This is a genomic window from Sphingobacterium sp. BN32 (assembly GCF_030503615.1).
Classification (GTDB): Bacteria; Bacteroidota; Bacteroidia; order Sphingobacteriales; family Sphingobacteriaceae; genus Sphingobacterium.
Genome location: NZ_CP129963.1, coordinates 58,818 through 83,660 on the forward strand (window position 1 = coordinate 58,818; position 24,843 = coordinate 83,660).

General features: G+C 40.8%; 23 protein-coding genes and 1 pseudogene. 18 read left to right on the plus strand and 6 right to left on the minus strand.

Annotated elements, in window-relative coordinates; genetic code table 11:
• Positions 1-2: 2 nt before the first annotated feature.
• The 3 genes from mobB (at position 3) to QYC40_RS00320 (ending at position 2,460) form a co-directional block, all read left to right on the plus strand.
• Entirely contained in the window at positions 3-1,268 is a 1,266-nt protein-coding gene (mobB, locus tag QYC40_RS00310; protein ID WP_066679310.1) for a conjugal transfer protein MobB, read from the plus strand.
• Positions 1,269-1,427: 159 nt separating this feature from the next.
• Positions 1,428-2,087, plus strand: a complete 660-nt coding sequence (gene catB, locus QYC40_RS00315) for a type B chloramphenicol O-acetyltransferase (RefSeq protein ID WP_066679309.1) — start codon at positions 1,428-1,430, stop codon at positions 2,085-2,087.
• A 181-nt stretch (positions 2,088-2,268) separates the two neighbouring features.
• Positions 2,269-2,460 (plus strand): TetR/AcrR family transcriptional regulator, encoded by a 192-nt coding sequence (locus QYC40_RS00320; protein ID WP_301991776.1) that lies wholly within the window; start codon positions 2,269-2,271, stop codon positions 2,458-2,460.
• On the opposite strand, the gene QYC40_RS00325 is transcribed toward QYC40_RS00320, so the two are convergent.
• Positions 2,450-3,430 carry an IS30 family transposase gene (locus tag QYC40_RS00325; RefSeq protein WP_009128829.1) on the minus strand — a complete coding sequence of 327 codons (981 nt, stop codon included), beginning with the start codon at positions 3,428-3,430 and terminating at the stop codon, positions 2,450-2,452. The genes QYC40_RS00320 and QYC40_RS00325 overlap by 11 nt on opposite strands.
• A gap of 128 nt (positions 3,431-3,558) precedes the next feature.
• Between QYC40_RS00325 and sul2 the strand changes: the two genes are divergently transcribed.
• From sul2 to QYC40_RS00395, 14 genes and pseudogenes are all read left to right on the plus strand, one after another.
• Positions 3,559-4,374: a sulfonamide-resistant dihydropteroate synthase Sul2 gene (gene sul2, locus QYC40_RS00330; protein ID WP_001043260.1), complete on the plus strand. Its 816-nt coding sequence runs from the start codon at positions 3,559-3,561 to the stop codon at positions 4,372-4,374.
• Between the two features lies 1 nt (position 4,375).
• Positions 4,376-4,876: pseudogene (locus QYC40_RS00335) on the plus strand (IS1595-like element ISBbi1 family transposase); the annotation flags it as partial.
• 69 nt (positions 4,877-4,945) lie between these two features.
• Positions 4,946-5,491 carry a BRCT domain-containing protein gene (locus QYC40_RS00340; protein ID WP_005807148.1) on the plus strand — a complete coding sequence of 182 codons (546 nt, stop codon included), beginning with the start codon at positions 4,946-4,948 and terminating at the stop codon, positions 5,489-5,491.
• 220 nt (positions 5,492-5,711) lie between these two features.
• Complete coding sequence (locus QYC40_RS00345; RefSeq protein ID WP_004295324.1) at positions 5,712-6,536, plus strand: class D beta-lactamase OXA-347; 825 nt, start codon at positions 5,712-5,714, stop codon at positions 6,534-6,536.
• Between the two features lie 300 nt (positions 6,537-6,836).
• Positions 6,837-8,429 carry a ribosomal protection-like ABC-F family protein gene (abc-f, locus tag QYC40_RS00350; RefSeq protein ID WP_301991777.1) on the plus strand — a complete coding sequence of 531 codons (1,593 nt, stop codon included), beginning with the start codon at positions 6,837-6,839 and terminating at the stop codon, positions 8,427-8,429.
• Positions 8,430-8,440: 11 nt separating this feature from the next.
• Complete coding sequence (locus QYC40_RS00355; protein ID WP_301991778.1) at positions 8,441-9,532, plus strand: radical SAM protein; 1,092 nt, start codon at positions 8,441-8,443, stop codon at positions 9,530-9,532.
• A 244-nt stretch (positions 9,533-9,776) separates the two neighbouring features.
• Positions 9,777-10,691 (plus strand): macrolide hydrolase EstT, encoded by a 915-nt coding sequence (estT, locus tag QYC40_RS00360; protein WP_005842214.1) that lies wholly within the window; start codon positions 9,777-9,779, stop codon positions 10,689-10,691.
• Positions 10,684-11,907 carry a chloramphenicol/florfenicol efflux MFS transporter FloR gene (gene floR, locus QYC40_RS00365; RefSeq protein ID WP_243548490.1) on the plus strand — a complete coding sequence of 408 codons (1,224 nt, stop codon included), beginning with the start codon at positions 10,684-10,686 and terminating at the stop codon, positions 11,905-11,907. Before estT (QYC40_RS00360) ends, floR begins: the two co-directional genes overlap by 8 nt.
• Positions 11,908-11,934: 27 nt before the next feature.
• Positions 11,935-12,240, plus strand: coding sequence for a LysR family transcriptional regulator (locus tag QYC40_RS00370; protein ID WP_001255015.1), 306 nt, complete (start codon positions 11,935-11,937; stop codon positions 12,238-12,240).
• Positions 12,241-12,351: 111 nt separating this feature from the next.
• Positions 12,352-13,845, plus strand: coding sequence for an IS91-like element ISVsa3 family transposase (locus QYC40_RS00375; protein WP_001120888.1), 1,494 nt, complete (start codon positions 12,352-12,354; stop codon positions 13,843-13,845).
• A gap of 570 nt (positions 13,846-14,415) precedes the next feature.
• On the plus strand, positions 14,416-14,793 hold the full coding sequence (locus QYC40_RS00380; protein ID WP_044502095.1) for a hypothetical protein: 378 nt from the start codon (positions 14,416-14,418) through the stop codon (positions 14,791-14,793).
• On the plus strand, positions 14,790-15,953 hold the full coding sequence (gene tet(X), locus QYC40_RS00385; RefSeq protein WP_301991779.1) for a tetracycline-inactivating monooxygenase Tet(X): 1,164 nt from the start codon (positions 14,790-14,792) through the stop codon (positions 15,951-15,953). Before QYC40_RS00380 ends, tet(X) begins: the two co-directional genes overlap by 4 nt.
• Before the next feature lie 17 nt (positions 15,954-15,970).
• Positions 15,971-16,831, plus strand: coding sequence for a macrolide hydrolase EstT (gene estT, locus QYC40_RS00390; protein ID WP_077782102.1), 861 nt, complete (start codon positions 15,971-15,973; stop codon positions 16,829-16,831).
• 142 nt (positions 16,832-16,973) lie between these two features.
• Entirely contained in the window at positions 16,974-17,825 is an 852-nt protein-coding gene (locus QYC40_RS00395; RefSeq protein ID WP_301991780.1) for an RteC domain-containing protein, read from the plus strand.
• A gap of 3 nt (positions 17,826-17,828) precedes the next feature.
• Here QYC40_RS00395 and QYC40_RS00400 read toward each other — a convergent pair whose 3' ends face one another.
• The 3 genes from QYC40_RS00400 to QYC40_RS00410 are packed head-to-tail and all read right to left on the minus strand — an operon-like array spanning position 17,829 to position 20,687.
• On the minus strand, positions 17,829-18,842 hold the full coding sequence (locus tag QYC40_RS00400; RefSeq protein WP_066764787.1) for an RES domain-containing protein: 1,014 nt from the start codon (positions 18,840-18,842) through the stop codon (positions 17,829-17,831).
• 52 nt (positions 18,843-18,894) lie between these two features.
• Complete coding sequence (locus QYC40_RS00405) at positions 18,895-19,836, minus strand: sce7725 family protein (RefSeq protein ID WP_066679298.1); 942 nt, start codon at positions 19,834-19,836, stop codon at positions 18,895-18,897.
• Entirely contained in the window at positions 19,818-20,687 is an 870-nt protein-coding gene (locus QYC40_RS00410; protein ID WP_066679297.1) for a sce7726 family protein, read from the minus strand. The genes QYC40_RS00405 and QYC40_RS00410 overlap by 19 nt, the downstream gene beginning before the upstream one ends.
• A 754-nt stretch (positions 20,688-21,441) precedes the next feature.
• On the opposite strand from QYC40_RS00410, the gene QYC40_RS00415 reads away from it, so the two are divergent.
• Complete coding sequence (locus QYC40_RS00415) at positions 21,442-22,908, plus strand: hypothetical protein (protein ID WP_301991781.1); 1,467 nt, start codon at positions 21,442-21,444, stop codon at positions 22,906-22,908.
• A 70-nt stretch (positions 22,909-22,978) separates the two neighbouring features.
• Here the strand turns inward: QYC40_RS00415 and QYC40_RS00420 are convergent, their stop codons facing one another.
• Positions 22,979-23,995: an acyltransferase gene (locus QYC40_RS00420; protein ID WP_301991782.1), complete on the minus strand. Its 1,017-nt coding sequence runs from the start codon at positions 23,993-23,995 to the stop codon at positions 22,979-22,981.
• 57 nt (positions 23,996-24,052) lie between these two features.
• Positions 24,053-24,796, minus strand: coding sequence for a hypothetical protein (locus QYC40_RS00425; RefSeq protein WP_301991783.1), 744 nt, complete (start codon positions 24,794-24,796; stop codon positions 24,053-24,055).
• Positions 24,797-24,843: the final 47 nt, after the last annotated feature.

Consider the following 24,843-nt stretch of genomic DNA (forward strand, 5'->3'; position numbering starts at 1 on the left):
AAATGGTTGCAAAAATCGGAAAGGGAAGCAATATGTACGGAGCTATTTTGTACAATCAGCAGAAAGTGGAAACGGAAAACGGAGCGGTTCTGTTGCTGAATAAGATACCCGACACAATGGACGGTAGGTATTCCGTTGCGTACTTCAACAAGTGTTTTGAGCCGTATCTGTCTGCCAATATCCGAACGGAAAAGACGGTACGGCACATTTCATTGAACCCCGACCCGAAAGACACGGTAAGCGATGAACAGTTTACCGAAATGGCACAGGAATATATGGAGCGTATGGGTTACGGCAATCAGCCGTATATCGTATTCAAACATACGGACATTGACCGCACGCATATACACATCGTTTCGACCTGCGTGGGCATTGACGGCAGGAAAATCCCCGATGATTACGACCACCCTCGCTCAATGGCTATCTGTCGGGATTTGGAAACGAAATACAATCTGCACAAAGCTACCGAGCAGGAACAGAAACACGACAGCAGAAATTTCAAAAAGGTAGAACAGCAGAAAGGCGATATAAAAAGCCAAATAGCTTCGGTAGTGCGACACCTGCCGAAGTATTACCAATATACAAGCATTGGGACATACAACGCTTTGCTTTCGTTTTTGAATATTACGGCAGAGGAAATAAAAGGCGAACGCAACGGAGAGCCTGTACACGGATTGGTATATTTTGCTTTGAACGACAAGGGAGAAAAGGCAAGCAAACCGTTCAAAGCATCTTTGTTTGGCAAGCACGCAGGAGTAAACGGATTACAACGGCACTTTGAACAATCCAAAGAGAAGATGAAAACCAACCCTGCGAAGTCTGTTCTCAAAAATTCGGTGGAACTTGCCATTCACACCACAAACAGCGAAAAGGAATTTAAAAAGCAACTTGCCGAACAGGACATTCACACCGTTGTCCGCAGAAACGACAGCGGACGGATTTATGGTATTACTTTTATTGACAATGGTAGCCGTACTGTTTGGAATGGCTCGCAGTTGGACAGAAACCTGTCGGCAAATCTGTTTAACGATTGGTGGAACAACGGAAACAAACCCGCATTGAAAGCACAGGACAGCCCTGTTTCCGATACGAACACGATAGACCACCAACCGACCAAAGACCTTTTCGAGTTTATCACGCAGGAACATTCGCACAGTTCTGATTTGGGATTGTTCAGCCTGTTGCCCCAAGCACAGGGCGAAGATTACGAGGAACAGGATTTTGCCAATAGAATGAAGAAAAAGAAGAAAACAAGACAAAAAAAATAATAGAGATTGTCCTTATTTTCAAAACAAGTTTTAAAATTACTTACCTTTGTTGTATGAAAAAATCAGATTAGCATATTTTTAGGAACATATAATCTCTGTCAAGGCAATAGATGTTGCCCTGACATTCTATTGAATTATTTAATAATAAATGCTAAAAAGATGAATTTTTTCGATAGCCCATTTAAGGGCAAAATAATTAGAGACCATATTACCAACCCCAATATCACGGCTGGGAAATATTCCTACTATTCCGGTTATTATCATGGACATTCTTTTGATGACTGCGCTCGCTATTTATTTCCAGATAGAGATGACGTTGATAAATTGGTCATAGGTTCATTCTGTTCCATAGGTAGCGGTGCAAGTTTTATAATGGCGGGCAATCAAGGGCATCGACATAATTGGATATCCAGTTTTCCCTTTTTTTATATGCCGGAGATTGAAGCATTCAATAAAGCAATTAACGGATTTGAAAACGCGGGCGATACAGTTGTCGGTAATGATGTTTGGATAGGGAGCGAGGCAATGATTATGCCGGGAGTGAAGATCGGTGACGGGGCGGTAATCGGTAGTAGGTCATTAGTCACCAAAGATGTTGCCCCTTACACTATTGTCGGCGGAAACCCTGCAAAACCGATTAAAAAAAGGTTTTCGGACGAAGAGATTCAGATCCTGTTAGATATCAAGTGGTGGGATTGGGATGAAGACATATTGACCGAAGCGATACCTTTAATTTGTTCAGGCAACATACAGTCTCTTTTCGATTTTTACAACCAAGTTGTAAAAATCGAAAAGAGAGATTTCCCGTATTGTTTTTGACTTATATGTAACAACTGCGAAAAGCCTTTCAGTTTTATTGCTGAAAGGCTTTTTTTAATGTAGAATTTGAAAAGGAGTATTTGAATAAAGAAATCATTACAAAAATCAAAAAGAGAGAAGTACGAGCAAAATTTTTAAGATTATCTACCTATTAGTAGATAGAAATTTATATCTTTGCGTTATGGAAACAAAAGAAAAAATAGTAACCGAAGCCATAACATTTATCACGACAAGAGGGACAAATGCTTTTAGTTACAAGGATATATCTAAAGAAATTGGCATTAAAACTTCTTCCATCCATTATTATTTTCCGACGAAAAATGATTTGATTGTAGCTGTTTTAGAACATGTTATTGGTGGATTCAAGTTATAAATGCAACACCTATGTTTTCGTTTAATTTTTGAGCGAAAACTTCATTGGGCGTTTTAAATCCAAATCTTTTTCGTGGTCTGTTATTTAAAATACTTATTACTCTGTCAATTTGCTTCTGAGTGATGTTTGTAAAATTAGACTTTTTTGGGAAATATTGTCTTATCAATCCATTCAAATTTTCATTTGCTCCTCTTTCCCAGCTGTGGTAGGGCTTAGCGAAAAAGTAGTCTATATCGAGCTTTTCTGCTATCTGCTGATGATTAGCAAACTCTTTTCCATTATCTGAGGTAATGGTGTGTAACAACGGTTTCCAATCTTGTAAGAGTTCAATTGTTTTAGCTTCTATTTCGATTGATTCTTTGGTCTCTACCTTACCCATAAAGAGTAACCCAGTGGCGCGATCATTAATAGTTAGCAATGCCCCTTTATGATCTTTGCCAATTACTAGATCTATCTCTAAATCCCCAACCCGTTTCTTATCCTCGACAATCCTGGGGCGCTTATCTATATCTACCCGATTGGTTATCAATCCTCTGTCATCTTTGCCTAAACCTCTTTTTCGATATTTCTTCCCCTTAGTTCTTAGGTGTTTGTAGAGCTTGCCACCACCTCGTTTATCCTTCCAGATGTATTGATATATCCGCTCATGAGAAACCATTTCTTTACCTTCCAAGGCAGCTCTTCCGACTATCTGTTCAGGACTGAAATCCTGTTTCAAATAGTGTACTACATTGGCTTCAATATGTTCGTTAAATTTACATGGTTTACGTTTGTTCTGATGCCTTTTCATTGTTTTTCGCTGCGCTAAATCGGCTTTATATAAACCACTTCTAGCATCGGCGTTCCTCTTGATTTCTCTTGAAATCACAGATTTGTCCCGACCAACATAATTGGCTATTTCTGTAATTCCTTTTCCTAGACTTTTATAAGCCTCAATTTTGTATCTTTGTTCTAACGTTAAATGTCCCATAAATTTTGTAGTGTAGGAACCACAAAATTAAGGTGATTTTTTACGCCAACCAAGGGATGTCATCCCTTGGTTATTTTAAATGCTGTTGCATTTATTAGTTGAATCTAAGTATTATTATAGAAGCCCCCATGAATAAATCGCTCATCATTTTCGGCATCGTCAACATAACCTCGGACAGTTTCTCCGATGGAGGCCGGTATCTGGCGCCAGACGCAGCCATTGCGCAGGCGCGTAAGCTGATGGCCGAGGGGGCAGATGTGATCGACCTCGGTCCGGCATCCAGCAATCCCGACGCCGCGCCTGTTTCGTCCGACACAGAAATCGCGCGTATCGCGCCGGTGCTGGACGCGCTCAAGGCAGATGGCATTCCCGTCTCGCTCGACAGTTATCAACCCGCGACGCAAGCCTATGCCTTGTCGCGTGGTGTGGCCTATCTCAATGATATTCGCGGTTTTCCAGACGCTGCGTTCTATCCGCAATTGGCGAAATCATCTGCCAAACTCGTCGTTATGCATTCGGTGCAAGACGGGCAGGCAGATCGGCGCGAGGCACCCGCTGGCGACATCATGGATCACATTGCGGCGTTCTTTGACGCGCGCATCGCGGCGCTGACGGGTGCCGGTATCAAACGCAACCGCCTTGTCCTTGATCCCGGCATGGGGTTTTTTCTGGGGGCTGCTCCCGAAACCTCGCTCTCGGTGCTGGCGCGGTTCGATGAATTGCGGCTGCGCTTCGATTTGCCGGTGCTTCTGTCTGTTTCGCGCAAATCCTTTCTGCGCGCGCTCACAGGCCGTGGTCCGGGGGATGTCGGGGCCGCGACACTCGCTGCAGAGCTTGCCGCCGCCGCAGGTGGAGCTGACTTCATCCGCACACACGAGCCGCGCCCCTTGCGCGACGGGCTGGCGGTATTGGCGGCGCTGAAAGAAACCGCAAGAATTCGTTAACTTTTCGGTGGCCAGTAAGGAAATCGAGCGAGGCAAGGGTACACGTGGCCGGGGAGCCGAGGGAAAGCAGAACGTTGCGGTGATGGCCGAAAGCACCCCGTTGGAAGATATCGAAACGGGCAAAAAGGAGAAGCATGTGCGTTATTTCAAGGCCAGGGTACTGGATAGCCATCAAAGTGAAGGAATCAACGGCGTGGTCAGGGACTGCATGGAGGATGATGCCATCGTATTTTCGGACAAAAGCACTTCTTACGTTGACATCTCCGATCTGGTGGAATTGCACGTCACCGAGAAATCAGACGCCAAAACCACCAAGGAAACACTCAAATGGGTGCATATCGCAATCAGTAATGCAAAACGGACATTGCTGGGCAACTACCATAAAATCAAAAGGAAATACTTACAGTTGTATCTCAACGAGTTTATTTACAAATTAAACAGACGGTATTTTGGAGACAAACTCTTTGACAGACTAGTAATTGCGAATATAACAGGTGCATAAACGGATAATCAGAAAAATCTATATGAACATTATAATTTAAAACCATATGTCATAAGTTATATTGACACAATGTTATTTGCAGATAAACTTGGGATGCCTAAAAAAATAAAAGATTTAGCAGAGAGTTTGGACTTAGAAGTAACAAATCATCACGACCCAGAATTCGATGCAAAACTTTGTGCTTTAATATTTGGCGAATTGACTGACAAGTATCCAAGTTATCAAGAACTAATAAGAAAAATTGATGACCAGCCTAAAACAAATAATAATTATTTCAATCAACCAAGTGAAGATGTTTTAGAAGAAAATGAAGAGCATTTATCAAATTATCAAATAACTCAAAACGAACTTGAAAACATTGATTTAATAGGAAAAGGAATAGTTATTACGGGCAACTTTTCAATAGAAAGAGAAGAAATAAAAACTTTTCTAATGAAAATTGGTGGACAAATAAAATCAGGAATAACAGGTAAAGTAGATTTTGTTTTTGCAGGTGAAGATTGTGGTTGGTCAAAAATCCAAAAAATAAACGACTTAAACCAATCAAAAAAAGCAAACATTAGAATTTTAAACGAAGCTGACTTAAATTATCTTATCAAAAAATACGGCATATAACATCGCATTGGCAAAATGGCGGGTTAAGTGCCAAACTCAACTTTTGTGCATTTTATTCCGCCGAATGTGTTCCACATTCAGCTTTTTTTAATAATTTAGCTTCTGTGGAAACACATCGGCTACGTCACTGCTAAATTGAACTTTTTGTCCAATTTATCCGCCACTTCGCCAATGCGTTTCCCGTTAGTGGCAACAAAAACAAACGATAATTAGACAATAAATGAAAAATATTTTATTTGTAGTTTTTATTTCAATGATATTTTTATTTGTTTGCTGTAACACAACAACGAATAAAAACATAATTGAAACAGAAATTTCTGATTTTGACAAAATTTTAGATAGTTTTCAAGTAAATGGTTCAATTCTAATTTATGATAACGACAAGAATACTTTTTACTCAAATGACTTTGATTGGGCTAAAAACGGAAAATTACCTGCATCAACATTCAAAATTCCAAATTCTATAATTGCTGTTGAATTAGGCATTATTGAAAATGATACAACTATTTTAAAATGGAATGGCGAGCAGAGAAAAATGGATATTTGGGAAAAAGATTTATCATTTAAAGATGCTTTTAGAATTTCCTGTGTTCCTTGCTATCAGGAAATTGCAAGGAAAATCGGAACAATTAAAATGAAAGAATATTTAGAAAAATTTGAGTATAAAAATATGATTTTTGACAGTTTAACGATTGACAATTTTTGGCTTGAAGGAAATTCAAAAATATCTCAAAAACAACAAATCGACTTTTTAAGGAAATTCTATTTTTCAAAATTTCCAATTTCTGATAGGACAATAAAGATTGTCAAAAATATTATGGAAATTGAGCGAACTGAAAATTACATTTTAAGCGGTAAGACTGGATTAAGTTCGATAGAAGAAAAATATAATGGTTGGTTTGTTGGTTATGTTGAAACAAAATCTAATGTTTATTTTTTTGCAACAAATGTAATTCCGACAGACGGATTGAATGTTGATGATTTTATTTCATCGAGAATTAATGTAACAAAAAATGCGTTAAAGCAAATGAATATAATGAAATGATAAATGCCACTAACATATGGTAGCCGATAATTGCCGGCTTTCGTGCCAACTTGATACTTTGGTGCTTTTAACGAACCGAAGTGCTAAATTGATACGAAAGTGCTGTAAATCCGGCAACTACGGCTACCATTTTTCGTTAGCGGCTATATTACAACCGACCGTGCTAAACAGAAAGTTCATATATTTGCAGACACAAAAAATTAAGTAAAGACAGAATGTAAAAAATATTTACTTTCAGACATATCAGAACAACAACCGCAAAGCGGTTGCTGTATTGTTTCATCTTTAACGAAAGAAGTTATGTTGATTTTACAAAACATTTCATATACACACCCAAGCAAAGATTTACTGTTTAGCGACATCAATCTGACAGTAAACAATCACGAAAAGACAGCTTTAATAGGCAACAACGGAGTAGGGAAATCTACCTTGCTCAAAATTATTGCAAGCGAACTTCAACCTTCAAGCGGACAAATAAACATTGACGCAGAGCCGTATTATGTTCCGCAAATTTTCGGACAATTCAATCATTTGACAATAGCACAAGCGTTGCGAATTGAAGGCAAATTGAACGCTTTGAAAGACATCTTGAACGGAAACACAAGCGAGGAAAATTTCAATTTGCTGAATGACGATTGGACAATAGAAGACCGTTGCAAAGAGGCACTGAACTTTTGGCAATTGGACGGCTTAGACTTATCGCAAAAAATGGAAACGTTAAGCGGAGGACAAAAAACAAAAGTTTTTTTGGCGGGAATTTCCATTCATCAACCCGAATTGGTTTTGTTGGACGAGCCAAGCAATCATTTAGACGTTTCGGGCAGACAACTTTTGTATAGCTTCATTAAGTCCACAAAAAGCACATTGATTGTTGTAAGCCACGACAGAAAATTACTAAACTTGTTGGACACAATTTGCGAATTAAGTAAACACGGAGTTAAAGTTTATGGCGGTAATTACGACTTTTACAAAGAGCAAAAACAAATTGAAAACAACGCTTTAAGTCAAGACATTCAAAGCAAAGAAAAAGAACTGCGAAAAGCCAAAGAAAAAGAACGGGAAACATTGGAACGACAGCAAAAATTAGACAGTCGTGGAAGAGGCAAACAAGAAAAAGCGGGCGTTGCCCGAATAATGTTGAACACTTTGCGAAACAATGCAGAAAACAGCACATCAAAAATGAAAAGTGTTCACGCAGAAAAAATCGGGGGCATTTCGCAAGACTTACAAGAACTTCGTTCTTCGTTGCCTGACATTGACAAAATGAAGTTTGGTTTTGACAATTCAGCATTACACAAAGGAAAAGTTTTGTTTACGGCAACAAATATCAATTATGCTTACCACAAACAACCGCTTTGGAAAGACAATCTGAACTTTCAAATTACAAGTGGCGAACGAATCGCATTGAAAGGTACAAATGGTTCGGGAAAAACTACTTTGATAAAACTCATCTTGGGCGACATTAAACCGCAAGCAGGAACAATTTACCGAGCAGACAACAAAGCGGTTTACATTGACCAAGACTATTCTTTGCTTGACAACAAACTAAAAGTTTACGAACAAGCCGAACAATTCAATGTTTCTGCATTACAAGAACACGAAATCAAAATCCGATTAAATCGCTTTTTGTTTACCAAAGAAGATTGGGACAAACCTTGCAGTGCGTTGAGCGGTGGCGAAAGAATGCGTTTGCTACTTTGTTGTTTAACGATTAATAGCAAATCGCCTGACATCATCATTTTGGACGAACCGACCAACAACTTGGATATTCAGAATGTGGAAATCCTAACAGCAGCCATCAATGAATATCAGGGAACGCTGGTAGTCGTGTCGCACGATGAAACATTTTTGGAACAAATAAACATAGAACGAACAATTTCATTAACCCAATAAACAGAATGAATATGACAAATAAATTAACAGCAGGCACATTACCCAATCCACCAACAGGAGGAATACTATGGCAAATTCACCGCTATTTAAACGAAAGTGAAATGCCCGAATATCGTTACCGACAAATAGTTTATGCTTTGCAACAGGGCATAGAATATTTTAGAGAGATGAAAGAACTTCCCAAAAGTTTAAGAGAAAAATTGGAAACCCAATTTGGAGAAACGCCTTTACCGCTAAAGCCAACCATCATTCATTCGGCTGAACAAGTAGAGAAAGTACTTTTTGAAACCCAATCCGGAGCAAAAATAGAAACGGTTCTTTCCCGTTACCGTGCAGGTTGGACATCTATGTGTATATCGTCACAATCAGGTTGCGGTTTAGGTTGTACATTCTGTGCCACCTCAGCTATGGGATTGATGAAAAATCTTTCTGCCGATGAAATTTGTGCACAAGTATTCCATTCACATTGGAACAATCAGTTGCCCGACAGCATAGCATTTATGGGTATGGGCGAAGCACTTGCAAATCCAAATATTTTAACCGCTATAGAAGCGTTTACCACCAAAGGATATGGCGGACTTTCACAACGCAGGCTTACCGTTTCAACTGTTGGGTTTGCACCGAATTTAGAAAAATTGGTAAAAAGGTTTCCGCAAGTAAACATTACCTTATCAGTTCATTCCCCTTTTCCGGAACAAAGAGCAACATTAATACCGTTAGAAAAACGCTTTCCTTTAGACGATAATTTCAAAATACTTGACGAATATGTAAGAAAATACAAACGGAAAATTTACCTCGCTTACTTATTGATTGAAGGATTAAATGATACACAAGAACATTTGAACGCATTGGTTGATATGGTAAAGTCCAGAGTTCGTCCAGAGTTATATCACATCAGCGTTATAAGATACAACAATGCTTTTGGAGCAAATCCGTCTTATAAGCAACCAACAAAAGAGAAAGTAATTGAATTTGTTTCCCAGTTAAACCTAAATGGTGTTCACGCTACAAGAAGGACGCAATTCGGCTCAGAAATAGATGCGGCTTGTGGACAACTTCACGCAGAATATGTAAAAACTAAAAAAAGAAATAATGCTAAATAAAATGTACAGCAGCTAACATCGGTTTTGCAAAAGAGCGGGTTAAGTGCAAAATTCAACGGTAGTAATTCTATCACCGCATAAGCCATTTTTATTTCCTTTTTTTGTAATTTAGCAAATAGAAAATGGCTTATGCTACTGTTGTGCAAAATTGAAAGTCCGTGCTTCTATTTCCGCTCCTTCGCAAAGCCCCAAACCGTTAGCGGGCATTGTGAAAGATACCAGCATAACAGTTAAACATTGATAAATGAAAAAAAAACTACTTTGGATATTAATTTTAGGACTGATAATAATCAGTTGCAAACAAAGGAAAACAGAAATGAAAGAGAAAATAATTAAAACAAACGGCATTGAACTCTGTACGGAAAGTTTTGGAAATAAGAAAAATCCAGCAATCCTTTTGGTAGCAGGTGCAACCGTATCAATGCTGTATTGGGACACTGAATTTTGCCAACAATTATCTGAAAAAGGATTTTTTGTTATTCGTTACGACAACAGAGATGTAGGAAAATCCACTAATTATGAACCAGGTTCTACTCCATACGATATTGTTGACTTAACTAATGACGCTATTTCAATATTGGATGGCTACAAGATTGACAAAGCACATTTTGTGGGGATTTCTTTGGGCGGACTAATTTCTCAAATAGCATCAATAAAGTTTGCCGACAGAGTTAACTCCTTAACTCTTATGTCATCAGGCCCTTGGGGAGACTCAGACCCAACTATACCTGAAATGGACACGAGTATTTTAGATTTCCATAGTAAAGCAGGTACAGTCAATTGGACAAATGAAGACAGTGTGGTAAACTATTTAATTCAGGGTGCAGAATTAATGAGTGGCAAGAAACAATTTGACAAACAAAGAAGTGAAAAACTGATAAGAGCTGAGTTCAATAGAGCCAACAATTATATAAGTATGTTCAATCACGCTGCATTGCAAGGTGGTGAAGAATATTGGAACAGATTAAACGAAATCAAACAACCCACCTTAATTATCCACGGAACAGACGACAAAATTTGGCATTATAAGAATGCAGGTTTTTTACAAGAAAAAATAAAAGGTTCAAATCTAATCACCCTTGAAGGTACAGGACACGAATTACACGTTGATGATTGGAAATCAATTATTGATGGAATAGAAAAACACATAAATGACTGATAAACAAAAACAACGCCCCGCGTGGGCCTATACGCTGCCGGCAGCACTGCTGCTGATGGCTCCTTTCGACATCCTCGCTTCACTGGCGATGGATATTTATCTCCCTGTCGTTCCAGCGATGCCCGGCATCCTGAACACGACGCCCGCTATGATCCAACTCACGTTGAGCCTCTATATGGTGATGCTCGGCGTGGGCCAGGTGATTTTTGGTCCGCTCTCAGACAGAATCGGGCGACGGCCAATTCTACTTGCGGGCGCAACGGCTTTCGTCATTGCGTCTCTGGGAGCAGCTTGGTCTTCAACTGCACCGGCCTTTGTCGCTTTCCGTCTACTTCAAGCAGTGGGCGCGTCGGCCATGCTGGTGGCGACGTTCGCGACGGTTCGCGACGTTTATGCCAACCGTCCTGAGGGTGTCGTCATCTACGGCCTTTTCAGTTCGATGCTGGCGTTCGTGCCTGCGCTCGGCCCTATCGCCGGAGCATTGATCGGCGAGTTCTTGGGATGGCAGGCGATATTCATTACTTTGGCTATACTGGCGATGCTCGCACTCCTAAATGCGGGTTTCAGGTGGCACGAAACCCGCCCTCTGGATCAAGTCAAGACGCGCCGATCTGTCTTGCCGATCTTCGCGAGTCCGGCTTTTTGGGTTTACACTGTCGGCTTTAGCGCCGGTATGGGCACCTTCTTCGTCTTCTTCTCGACGGCTCCCCGTGTGCTCATAGGCCAAGCGGAATATTCCGAGATCGGATTCAGCTTTGCCTTCGCCACTGTCGGGCTTGTAATGATCGTGACAACCCGTTTCGCGAAGTCCTTTGTCGCCAGATGGGGCATCGCAGGATGCGTGGCGCGTGGGATGGCGTTGCTTGTTTGCGGAGCGGTCCTGTTGGGGATCGGCGAACTTTACGGCTCGCCGTCATTCCTCACCTTCATCCTACCGATGTGGGTTGTCGCGGTCGGTATTGTCTTCACGGTGTCCGTTACCGCGAACGGCGCTTTGGCAGAGTTCGACGACATCGCGGGATCAGCGGTCGCGTTCTACTTCTGCGTTCAAAGCCTGATAGTCAGCATTGTCGGGACATTGGCGGTGGCACTTTTAAACGGTGACACAGCGTGGCCCGTGATCTGTTACGCCACGGCGATGGCGGTACTGGTTTCGTTGGGGCTGGTGCTCCTTCGGCTCCGTGGGGCTGCCACCGAGAAGTCGCCAGTCGTCTAACCGACGACTGGTAGCAGGCCCGCTCCGATGCGGCGCACTAACCATCGAAACCTCGTGAATGTCGGTATCCTGTCTGGCAGGATACCGCTCATTTCCCTTGTTCAGTTCATCGCCGTCGCCGAGCATCTGAATTTTCGGCATGCGGCCAAGGCACTTGGTATCAGCCAGTCGAGCGTCAGCGCGCGTGTGAAAGCGCTGGAGGATAACCTTGGTGTCCTGCTATTTGAGCGCCATGCGCGGGGCGTTCGGCTAACAGACGCAGGCAGGCACTTCATGGAGCGTGTCACGGCGGGTGTCGATCAACTCGATCACGCAGTGAAGACCGCGGAGTGACGGGCACTGGCTGGCAATGTCTAGCAACGGCAGGCATTTCGGCTGAGGGTAAAAGAACTTTCCGCTAAGCGATAGACTGTATGTAAACACAGTATTGCAAGGACGCGGAACATGCCTCATGTGGCGGCCAGGACGGCCAGCCGGGATCGGGATACTGGTCGTTACCAGAGCCACCGACCCGAGCAAACCCTTCTCTATCAGATCGTTGACGAGTATTACCCGGCATTCGCTGCGCTTATGGCAGAGCAGGGAAAGGAATTGCCGGGCTATGTGCAACGGGAATTTGAAGAATTTCTCCAATGCGGGCGGCTGGAGCATGGCTTTCTACGGGTTCGCTGCGAGTCTTGCCACGCCGAGCACCTGGTCGCTTTCAGCTGTAAGCGTCGCGGTTTCTGCCCGAGCTGTGGGGCGCGGCGGATGGCCGAAAGTGCCGCCTTGCTGGTTGATGAAGTACTGCCTGAACAACCCATGCGTCAGTGGGTGTTGAGCTTCCCGTTTCAGCTGCGTTTCCTGTTTGCCAGCCGGCCCGAGATCATGGGGTGGGTGCTGGGCATCGTTTACCGCGTCATTGCCACGCACCTGGTCAAGAAAGCGGGCCATACCCACCAAGTGGCCAAGACGGGCGCGGTCACCCTGATCCAGCGTTTTGGATCGGCGCTCAATCTGAATGTTCACTTCCACATGCTGTTTCTCGACGGTGTGTATGTCGAGCAATCCCACGGCTCAGCGCGTTTCCGCTGGGTCAAGGCGCCGACCAGCCCAGAGCTCACCCAGCTGACGCACACCATCGCCCACCGGGTGGGTCGCTATCTGGAACGGCAAGGCCTGCTGGAACGGGATGTCGAAAACAGCTATCTGGCCTCGGATGCGGTGGATGACGACCCGATGACACCCCTGCTGGGGCACTCGATCACTTACCGTATCGCTGTCGGTTCACAGGCGGGGCGAAAGGTGTTCACTTTGCAAACTCTGCCGACCAGTGGTGATCCGTTCGGTGACGGGATTGGCAAGGTAGCCGGGTCCAGCCTGCACGCCGGCGTGGCGGCCAGGGCCGATGAACGCAAGAAGCTCGAACGGCTGTGCCGGTACATCAGCCGCCCGGCGGTATCCGAGAAGCGGCTGTCGTTAACACGAGGCGGCAACGTGCGCTACCAGCTCAAGACGCCGTACCGGGACGGCACCACGCACGTCATTTTCGAACCATTGGATTTCATTGCAAGGCTGGCCGCCCTGGTACCGAAGCCCAGAGTCAACCTAACCCGCTTCCACGGGGTGTTCGCACCCAACAGTCGGCACCGGGCGTTGGTCACGCCGGCAAAACGGGGCAGGGGCAACAAGGTCAGGGTGGCTGATGAACCGGCAACACCAGCACAACGGCGAGCGTCGATGACATGGGCGCAACGGCTCAAGCGTGTTTTCAATATCGACATCGAGACCTGCAGCGGCTGCGGCGGCGCCATGAAAGTCATCGCCTGCATTGAAGACCCTATAGTGATCAAGCAGATCCTTGATCACCTGAAGCACAAAGCCGAAACCAGCGGGACCAGGGCGTTACCCGAAAGCCGGGCGCCACCGGCTGAGCTGCTCCTGGGTCTGTTTGACTGACGAGCCTGAAGGCCAACGATACCAATCAAAATGCTGCGTTCACAGCGCCGCGGCAGGGATCCGCCGTGCTGGTTGTCGGAAAAGGAGCCGCTAGTGGGAAAGAGGAGGGTAAATTTTCAGCGTTGCTGGCTCCCCGTCAGCCGGATTGGGTTGCATCGCAGGGGTGTCGAAAGAGTCAACTGCGGTCCAAAGCTGTTGGACTTGGGTGAAAAGGGCGTTTATTCTTCCTATACGTTGTTCAGAATAACATTGTTCCGCCAACAATCAATTCGGTAGATATTGAACCTGAATATAGGGATATATTTAACTTGACGTTACACCAATCACAACAACGGCAAGTGAATTACGCAATGAGTAATACTTTTGGTTTTGGCGGACACATTGCCACAAGTATTTTTAAAAAATATGCTGAATAGAGAGTAGGTGCTAACTTCGGTTTGCTCGTGTTGGCGCTAAATCGAAAGTTCAAGTATCCCAACATGTTCCTTCGTATAGAAGTTAAAAGTTGGCAATTATCGTAGAACAACCTACAGACAACACCAATATGTAACCGATAAATAATTACAAAATATGACCGACAGAGTAAACATCATCAATAACTACATCGATGGATACAACCAATTTGATATCAAAAAAATGGTTGCAGACCTTGACGATAATATTGTTTTTGAAAACATTCAAAATAATGATATAAGTTTATCGCTGAAAGGGTTAACAGCGTTTAAACAACAGGCAGAAACAGCAAAAACATACTTTGCAAAGAGAACACAGACAGTTAAATCGTTTAGGCATTTTGACAACAGCACTGAAATAGAAATTGATTATACAGCAATTTTAGCAATTGACTTTCCGAACGGCTTAAAAAAAGGGCAAAAGCTAAAGTTATCAGGAAAATCCGTGTTTGAATTTAAAAAAAACAAAGTGATTAAATTGACAGACATTAGTTGACATTAAAACCAGCGAACAAGAATATGACTTTACTAAAACATAAAAAAATTACAATAATTGGTGCCGGGCCTGTTGGATTAACAATGGCGAGATTGTTACAGCAAAACGGCATAGACGTTTCAGTTTACGAAAGAGACAAAGACCAAGATGCAAGGATTTTTGGTGGGACACTTGATCTGCACAGGGATTCGGGACAGGAAGCAATGAAAAGAGCGGGATTGTTACAAACTTATTATGACTTAGCTTTACCAATGGGTGTAAATATTGTTGATGAAAAAGGCAATATTTTATCCACAAAAAATGTAAAGCCCGAAAATCGATTTGACAATCCTGAAATAAACAGAAATGACTTAAGGGCTATCTTGTTGAATAGTTTAGAAAACGACACGGTTATTTGGGATAGAAAACTTGTTATGCTTGAACCTGGTAAGAAGAAGTGGACACTAACTTTTGAGAATAAACCGAGTGAAACAGCAGATCTGGTTATTATTGCCAATGGTGGAATGTCTAAAGTAAGAAAATTTGTTACCGACACGGAAGTTGAAGAAACAGGTACTTTCAATATACAAGCGGATATTCATCAACCGGAGGTGAACTGTCCTGGATTTTTTCAGCTTTGCAATGGAAACCGGCTAATGGCTGCTCATCAAGGTAATTTATTATTTGCGAATCCTAATAATAATGGTGCATTGCATTTTGGAATAAGTTTTAAAACACCTGATGAATGGAAAAGCAAAACGCGGGTAGATTTTCAAGACAGAAATAGTGTCGTTGATTTTCTCCTGAAAAAATTTTCCGATTGGGACGAACGCTACAAAGAACTGATTCGTTTGACATCATCTTTTGTAGGGTTAGCGACACGAATATTTCCCTTAGATAAGTCTTGGAAAAGTAAGCGTCCATTACCCATAACGATGATTGGAGATGCTGCTCATTTGATGCCTCCTTTTGCAGGACAAGGCGTAAACAGTGGGTTGATGGATGCCTTGATATTGTCGGATAATCTGACCAATGGGAAATTTAACAGCATTGAAGAGGCTATTGAAAATTATGAACAGCAAATGTTTGCTTATGGAAGAGAAGCACAGGCAGAATCAATAATAAACGAAACGGAAATGTTCAGCCTCGACTTTTCTTTCCAAAAACTAATGAATCTATAAAACAGAAAGGCGAGGAAATGAAAGAGAAAATAGTTAAAAAAAACGGAATAAGACTTTTTACCGAAAGTTTTGGATGTGAAAAAGATCCGGCAATACTCTTGATTGCGGGAGCAACGGTATCCATGTTGTATTGGGATGCTGAATTTTGCCAGAAACTATCTGAAAAGGGATTTTTTGTTATTCGCTACGACAATAGGGACGTAGGAAAATCTACTAATTACGAACCGGGTTCAACCCCCTATGATATTGTTGACTTAACCCATGATGCTATTTCAATTTTGGACGGCTATAAAATAGTCAAAGCCAATTTTGTGGGAATTTCACTGGGCGGACTGATTTCTCAAATAGCATCAATAAAATATGCCGACAGGGTAAGTTCAATAACACTAATCTCATCAGGTCCTTGGGGCGACTCAGACCCCACAATTCCTGAAATGGATACGCGTATTTTAGATTTTCACGGAAAAGCTGAAACCGTAGATTGGACAAATGAAGACAGTGTGGCAAATTATTTAATTCAAGGTGCTGAATTGATGAGCGGCAGGAAACAATTTGACAAACAAAGAAGTGAAAAACTGATTAGAGCCGAATTTAAAAGAGCTAATAACTATATAAGTATGTTCAATCATGCGGCACTGCAAGGTGGTGAAGAATACTGGAACAGATTGAGCGAAATCAATCAACCAACCTTAATTGTACACGGAACGGACGATAAAATATGGCATTTTAAGAATTCAGCAGTTTTACTTGAAAAGATAAACGGCTCAAAACTAATAACGCTTGATGGAACCGGACACGAACTACATTTCGAAGATTGGAATAAAATTATTGATGGAATAACGCAACATACAACAAATAACAAAAGAATGAACAAATAGGGTATTATGTATTTCCAAATCAACGGTTTAGAGATTGAAGCTAATATCAATGTGTTCTTTGAATAACATCTTTTGGTGTTTTTTAATAATCATACTACGCAATTTTCTTTTATAAAAGGAAATATTGTAAACTAAATACGAAATGGTATCTTCATTAAATCATATCATCTCGGAGATACAGCGAAAAGAAAATGCTATTTCGCTGTCTGCATCTAATGAAATTGATGAAGCATATCAAACGACGATATACCTGCAAGAATACTTATGGTCAATAAGAGAGGATATTACCCAGCAGGGCTTTAAAAACCATTGGGAGGAAATCAATTTCTTTCGCAACATTAAGCCATACATTCTCTCCAAACTCATTTACCACAATAAAATATTTCGCATACAGACAGCTTGTCCTGTTGATGGAGGAAAGATGTACGCAAGTTATTTTTCAGAACAATTAAGGGAATTAAAACAGGAATACAGGGAGCATATCTACTATTCTGATTTTTACAGGTATTATCGTTCGGGAAGAACCGATCGTGATGAAACCTACTTTAGGTTAGGCAACATTAATTTCCACGATGGACTGAATAGCTTCGTCTTTGAAATTGACCCTCTGTTTTCAACCTACTATGATTACAAAGTGGCTCGGATAATAGCAAATGAGCTACTCTATACCTACATACTCCAAAAAATCAATAATGATGAAATAGCAGGCTCTCTTTCTGCAAGGGATATTTCATCCGATGGTATTCTTTGGACGGATAGCAAAAATGCCTTGATAGAACTGATTTATGCTCTGTATGCGAATGGCTCTCTTTCATACGGTAAAGTAGGAATACGAAAAATCAGTTTGGTTTTAGAAAAACTATTCCGGATTACTTTAGGAGATCTGCATAACTCTTTCCATCGAATGAAATACCGTGCCGGTTCCCGCACCTCGTTTTTAGACCAACTGAAATCTTCTTTGGAAGAATATATGGATAAACAGGACGGGAGGTAGGGTTTATTTAGTATTTAATTGGGTGTATTCAAGATTTATATTTTCAATGTCATAGACATTAGTTTCAATGCACTTGAATTTTTCAGGATAAAATATTGCAACGTTATAACCCTGCGAATATAATGAACTTCTAAATTCTATACCGTCAAATCCCATTGATTTTATCAGTTCTGAAAGATACTGTGTTGGCAGATAATCCAATTCGCTGTCATTCTTTCTTCTTGGCTTTGAAAGTTCTTCTTCTAATTTATCAATGAAAGAACCGTGTAACATAACTTCTTCTAAAGACTCTAATTCTGCAAGCCTGAATACATCGTATGTGGAGCGACTTAAATTAACTACTCTTATGTCTTCTTCAAGTTTAAATGTACCGACAGAAACGTAATCAAATAAACTTGCTCTTGCTTCATATAAAGTTGTTGTTATGTCATTAGCAATATAGAGATAAGAAATACCATTTGGATTGGCTCTTCCGCTTTTAGCTAATTCATTAGGAGGATTACCCATTTGTTCGAAAGGATACCCCTGTGGATTATTACTAATTCTTGCTCGATAAAATTTCTTTCCCTTTTTGTAATCTTTCTGAAAATGTTTGAATAAGGATTTTAATTTTTGTAAATCCAAAGCATTTACAAAATGAAATCTATTTACGGTTTTTATTTCTTCGGAAAACTTATCCCAAGAAAGGAAAAGCGGTTGAGTAACGTCTTCCTCTGCTCCTGTATTATGAAACCTTAATCTTACAGGGTTGTCTAAAACATTTTGATAATTGGCAATGTCATCTTTAATAATCTCAGCAATGAGCTGTTTTATATTATTTGTATCAATTAGTTTTTGGGTAAATACCTTTTTATGAAAATCCGTAATGATTTGACTTTCTAATGGTTTTCCATTGACGGTATCAACTTCATACAAGTCAATAATCCCAAGAAAGAAAGGGTTTAATTCGGAAGCCTCATAGACACTCACATTTTCGGACAGGCAATAATCACAATTATCTGTTATCTTGTTACCCAAAATGATAGCATTTATATAACTGCTCTCAAAACAATTTGTGCAACAATTCATACTAAATCAATTTCAATACTAAATCTATATGGTTCATTAAGGAAAGTTTCTTCAATGTCCCTAATCCTGGAAAGTGTCCGTTTTCGTGAAATCGTCTAAATTCAGATATAGCAATAGAGTCATAGCCTGTTTGGTCACACCAAGCAATAAGTTTATCTAACGCCTCAGCAAACTTTCCTGCAATATCTGATGTGTCATCATTTGAGTCAGAAACAAAATGTTTAACTTTTATTCTATTTGTCTGTGCTTCCGCATAAGATAAATGTATCGCAACAGCATAGGGAAGAAACCCTGTTTCCGAATATTCCTCTCCAATAGAAAGATAGTCCGAAAAACCTTCAAACCCTTCTTCTTTGTAATAGATATGTTCTTCTGAAAAATTGCTTTCATCTACTTGCAAATAATCCGCATTCTTTGTTTGAGCATTGAAATAATCATCAAGTTCAATTAAGGTATTTCTTTCAAAATTTCTAAAATATCTTCTACTTGTCGATGATAGATTGATTACATTATATCGAATGGCAAAATGTTCTTGATATGATTTAAGAACATCTGAAATGTTATCAAACACGGCATTATGAATAATACTTAGAGCAGGAATAACTTTTGCATATTGTTGTAAAATGCCAATAGCTTTTGAATGGTCTATCCTATTATGGAAAATAACACCTATCTGATAATTTGTATAATCTCCAACTGAACTGCTAATAGCATTAAAGATTGCATTGGTATCTTTGAATGTTCCTACTTGTGGATTAACAACAACTGTAAAGTTGATATCATTACTTGCTAATTCTTTTATCGTAGTCTTTAAAGTAGAAGAATCCTTGACAGGTTCAATAATAGGAGATACTTTTTCTTTATTTGGCAAAAGAACAGGTTTAGTTAATTCTCTTATTCCTATCAACTCAAACTGCTTTCCTCTTATATACGGTTGATACATACGCTTTTGGTTGCTAAAAAATTATACAATCTTTGATATTCCTGCTCATTAAAATCCAAAGAATTACAAATGTGCTTTAGTTCTCTTGGGGTTTTAGATGATTTCAGCAAGTCGGGGTTCAATAGTTTTCTCTCTTTTAGTTTATTTAATACCTGCTTTTGAAAATCAACTATATCAATTGTGGCAAGTAGTTCGTAACAAGCTCTAAAAATCTTTGTATTAGGAACATCAGGGACAGAACCAAAATTAACAGCAACTAAATCAAGATACTCTTGCTTTCTCAATATTTTAAAAATAGTTTCAAAGTCGAAGAAAGATTTATTTGCATCTGCCTCTTTTATTGTTTCCAATTTATTTTTGGCATTTAATGCGATAATACCAATGCTTGTATTTTCGTATTCAACTTGGAGCTTTTTAGCATATTTTTCATCTGTAACAATATGTACCTCATTGGCAAATTTTTGGTAGTCATTTATTTGTTTTGCCAATTTTTCTAATCCGTCAAGTTCCGTTTTAATCTCATAGACTCTTACAGCACCGTTCAACATAACCAAGTCAGCTTTTGAAGCACCAATTTTTAGTTCATTAAGTGTTAATGTTGATTTTAAGCTATGAGTTTTTATAATATCAATAATCAAATTATTCTTATAGATGTATTCACATCTATATTGCTTTTGTAAGGACTTATATAAAGACTTGATTATGTCTAAGTTGGTTTCGTATGAGGTAGTGTTGAAGTATTTATCTATTTGTTTTTGAAAAAGCACATAATCGTCTTCCCGTACTATCTTTTGGAACATAGGCGGGGAGAAAATTTGTGATAATACTCTCAACTTTTGTATAGTTTTCATACTACTTCTTTACATTACAAAGGTAACAAATTACGAAAAGATAACTATTATAATGCTTGATAATTCGGTTTCGTGGCTTAAATAGGTTATAAATTTAGTCAAAAAAATGTACCAACATATACTTTAACATTATAAAACAGTATCAACAAATATATTTTTTCATTAGGGTTCTACTTAATGCTTTTAGGCAGTAGCTTCGTGACTTAACGAGTTTAACCGTTCCAAATCTTCCAAAAAATGTTTCGAGATTTGTTCGGGTTCGGCTACGGAGAAATGCTCAGCGAAAGCTGAGCATTTTTTGTATGTGTCAATTTTTTGGATTGAATAGCAGCACAGAAAATTCACGCGATTCCGAGAAAAAGCAAGGTTAGAGCCATTAATGTCTTTTCTTTTCCTTACTTTTGTTATAACAGCATACCTCACAAGGTATTACCTTAATTCCAAGCAGATTCCTATTTCTTAACTGCCCCAATCTCACTTCCCTCATTTTATATTATTTCGGCTTATTTAATCCTAAATAATGATGAAAACCTTAGTTCTATTTTGGATATTAACGACCCTTTGCGGGTGTCATCCTGAACCGCGCAAAAAGCAATCAACAGCGGGAATAGCGCCATCTTGCGCGCCGACAAAAACCGACGATAGAGAATGGTACCGTTTAAATCAAAAAGCTCCGAGGCTTCCGGGGTTAGAGGGTGTACATTTCTCCATTACATCTAGCCATCCTGAGGCTCAAGCCTATTTTAACCAAGGCATGATGCTGACCTATGGGTTTAATCATGCTGAAGCGGCACGGTCCTTCTTTCAGGCTACCCGTTTGGACCCCAGCTGCGCGATGGCCTATTGGGGATTTTCCTACGCCTTAGGACCTAATTACAATGGCGGTATGGAAAACGACAATTACCAAAGAGCTTATCAGGCTATTTTAGCTGCCCAGCAACACGCACATCTGGCAAGCACAAAAGAACAGCTTTTAATTGCTGCCTTGGCAGAGCGATATACCGCCGAACCGCCAGAAGATCGTTCAGCCCTTGATTTGGACTATGCTAAGGCGATGAAAAAAGCGTACCAGCAGTTCCCTGAGGATGCCGATATCGGAGCCCTTTACGCTGAAGCCCTTATGATTCTTCATCCTTGGGATCTTTACCTCAAAGACTCCAAAAGACCGCAACCCTGGACTGCTGAAATCGTCAATCTCTTGGAAAAACTCCTTCAACAGCATCCAAAGCATGCGGGAGTCCATCATTTTTACATCCATGCCGTCGAAGCATCTGATCATCCTGAAAAAGCGTTAGCGAGTGCACGGTTATTAGATAGCTTGGTCATGGGAGCAGGTCACCTATTGCATATGCCCTCCCATATCTACATACATACGGGTGACTATCATTTGGGCACCCTGTCTAATCTAAGAGCTATCGCCGCCGATAGTATCTATACCACAGCCTGCCATGCCCAAGGCATGTATCCCTTAGCTTATTATCCGCATAACCATCACTTCCTTGCCGCAACAGCAACTTTGGAAGGAAATGCACCGCTCGCCTGGCAAGCGGCATTGGCTGTGCAGCAGCATACTGCCAAAGACTTGATGAATCAACCTGGCTGGGGAACCCTGCAGCATTATTACAGCATACCTTATTACGTGGGCATCAAATTCAAAATGTTCGACCGTATAATTCGCCTTCCTGCGCCCGCCCGAGAATTAATATATCCGCGTGCAATTTGGCATTATGCCCGCGGCATGGCTTTTCTAGGTAAAAACGAAAATAAAAAGGCCCAGCAGGAATTGAATAAATTAATAGATCTAGCAGCAGATAGCAGCCTGCAGCAGGTCACCATTTGGGATATCAATACAACTGCGGACCTGGTGCAGATTGCAAAAAAAGTGCTTCAGGCTAGTCTAGATGGCGAACAGCAGAAGCTGGAAAGCGCCCTAAGGCTATTGAAAGAAGCAGTTGCTATCGAAGATAATTTAAACTATAACGAACCGCCCGACTGGTTTTTCTCGGTTCGACATTACCTCGGCGATGCCTTACTGAACAATAAAAAATTCAACGAAGCAGAAGAGGGATTTAGGGAAGATCTGCGTATATGGGAAAACAACATTTGGGCTCTAGAGGGATTATATAAAGCGCTCTTGGCCCAACAGAAAACTCAAGAAGCAAAAGAGGTAAAATTGGCGAAGGATAAAGCCGGGCGATATGCGAATTTTAGTATTCAATAGCATATTCTAGTTTCTATTCAAAGGAAGATTTATACGGAAGATTATCTGAAAAAACATAAATAAAAACCCCCTACCCACTTACATATTTCCCAAAGGGGAGCTTTCTAAGGGCAAAAGTAATAGCAATGGACGCCATAATTGTAGCAATAGTCGCTAAAGGTATCACCCATGCGGTGCTCAGATATTTTGATATAAGCGGATGAAGGTAATTCAAAGGTATAATATGGCTAAGGTAAATGCCGAAACTATACTTATCGACAAGGGATACCCAGCGAGGAACTTCGCCTTGTTTTGTTGACTCTTTTATGAACAAGAACAATGCGCCAGCGGCAATAGCGGTCGTTACGAAGACATAGTTATAAAAGAACGTGTCAAGCTTCTTCGTATGTTGGTTGAGTATATTTGTACCGATTGCACCGATAACAACCATCAGTATAAATGCCGCAGCGAATATGAGTTGGTTTTTTTTGAACGCTGTTGCACAAACGCTCAGGTAGTAGCCGAATACAAGATATCCAACATATCCAGAGAAGAATGTGAGGTCAAACTTGGGCATTGCTGCGTACAAAGGCTTGCTCATAAAACACATGGACAACATCCATAGCGCTAGAAAGACTTCGATTTCTCTTTGCGTAGACTGTATGATAATTTTTCGAATGAAGGGTATGGCTAGATAGAGCCCGATAATCATGTAGAGATACCATAAATGGGCATTAGCCCCATGTAATATTTTATCCGCACTGATGGATAGAATTTTCTCGGTCGATAATAATTCGAACTTCGTGTACCGAAAGAAGTAGTAGACGAGATAAATTATGGTCCAAAAAGCAAAGGGATAGAGAAGTTTTGGGATTCGCTTCTTGTAAAAGAGCCAGGTGTTTTCATCCTTTGGGATGAGCAATGCGCCCGATATCATGACAAATATGGGCACAGAACAGCGTGTGGCAGCATTAATCCAATTGGCATAGTTCCAATCGAAGGCATTCGTGTCGATGTGGTACAAGAAGCCGGTAGATGCATGAATCAATACGACAAATATCGTAGCAATGACACGTGGATAAACGACATAGGAGTTTTTTTCTGCCATGATGTAAAAGTATGCATCGTCGCTAACTTTCTAGGTCTGTCAAGCAAATTTTATGAATTATCGTAGCGGTTTTCTTGAGATGTAGACGATGGCAGTATCCGTCGATGTTGGATAAATGCTTGTATTTCCTTCTCTCGTATATTCGAAACGAGTACCCTCTGCTCCAACATATAGTCGACCTTTCTGATCCTTTACAATGCAGTTAATACGAGCCTGTCTTGGAAGATACACTTTTTCCCGCCTTCCTTTCTCAATGCGATAAATCTGATCGGGCAGAGGAAGATTGCTAACAGGATCACTCCCCTCAGATTCAAATTCTAGCTTATAAGACACATCCGCTGAAACATCCACTTGTGTTCGATTGAGTTTGGGTTGCTGTTCCAAATAGAGATATTTAGATTGGTGCGACCAAGTTGTTCCTTCGTCTTGCGAATATAGAAAGGGACCCCCAGCGATATCGCTAAAACTGCTTAAGGCCACCAGCTGATCCTTATGTTTCACAATCCCCGAGATACCTATGCTGCCACTAAATACGCGACGCCAATCTTTCCCTTGGTTGGTTGTCAAATAGATATTTCCCTGTGTAGCAACCAAGAGAGAGTCTTCATAATTCCCATAGATTGCCGTTATACCGCGTTGTTGACCTGTGAGGATCAAATTAATCCAATCCGGGTGATTCATTTCACGATCCTCAGGAATGGTAGTAGTTGTTTTTTCTTTCTCGCATGCGCAAAGGAATGTCGTAATGAACAGGGCTAGCAAAAAGAACAGATTTCTAGTGAACATAAGGTTTAAATTCATAGTTTTAATTTTGAAGCCTATTTTGTTATCAAGAAAGCTTTGACAAC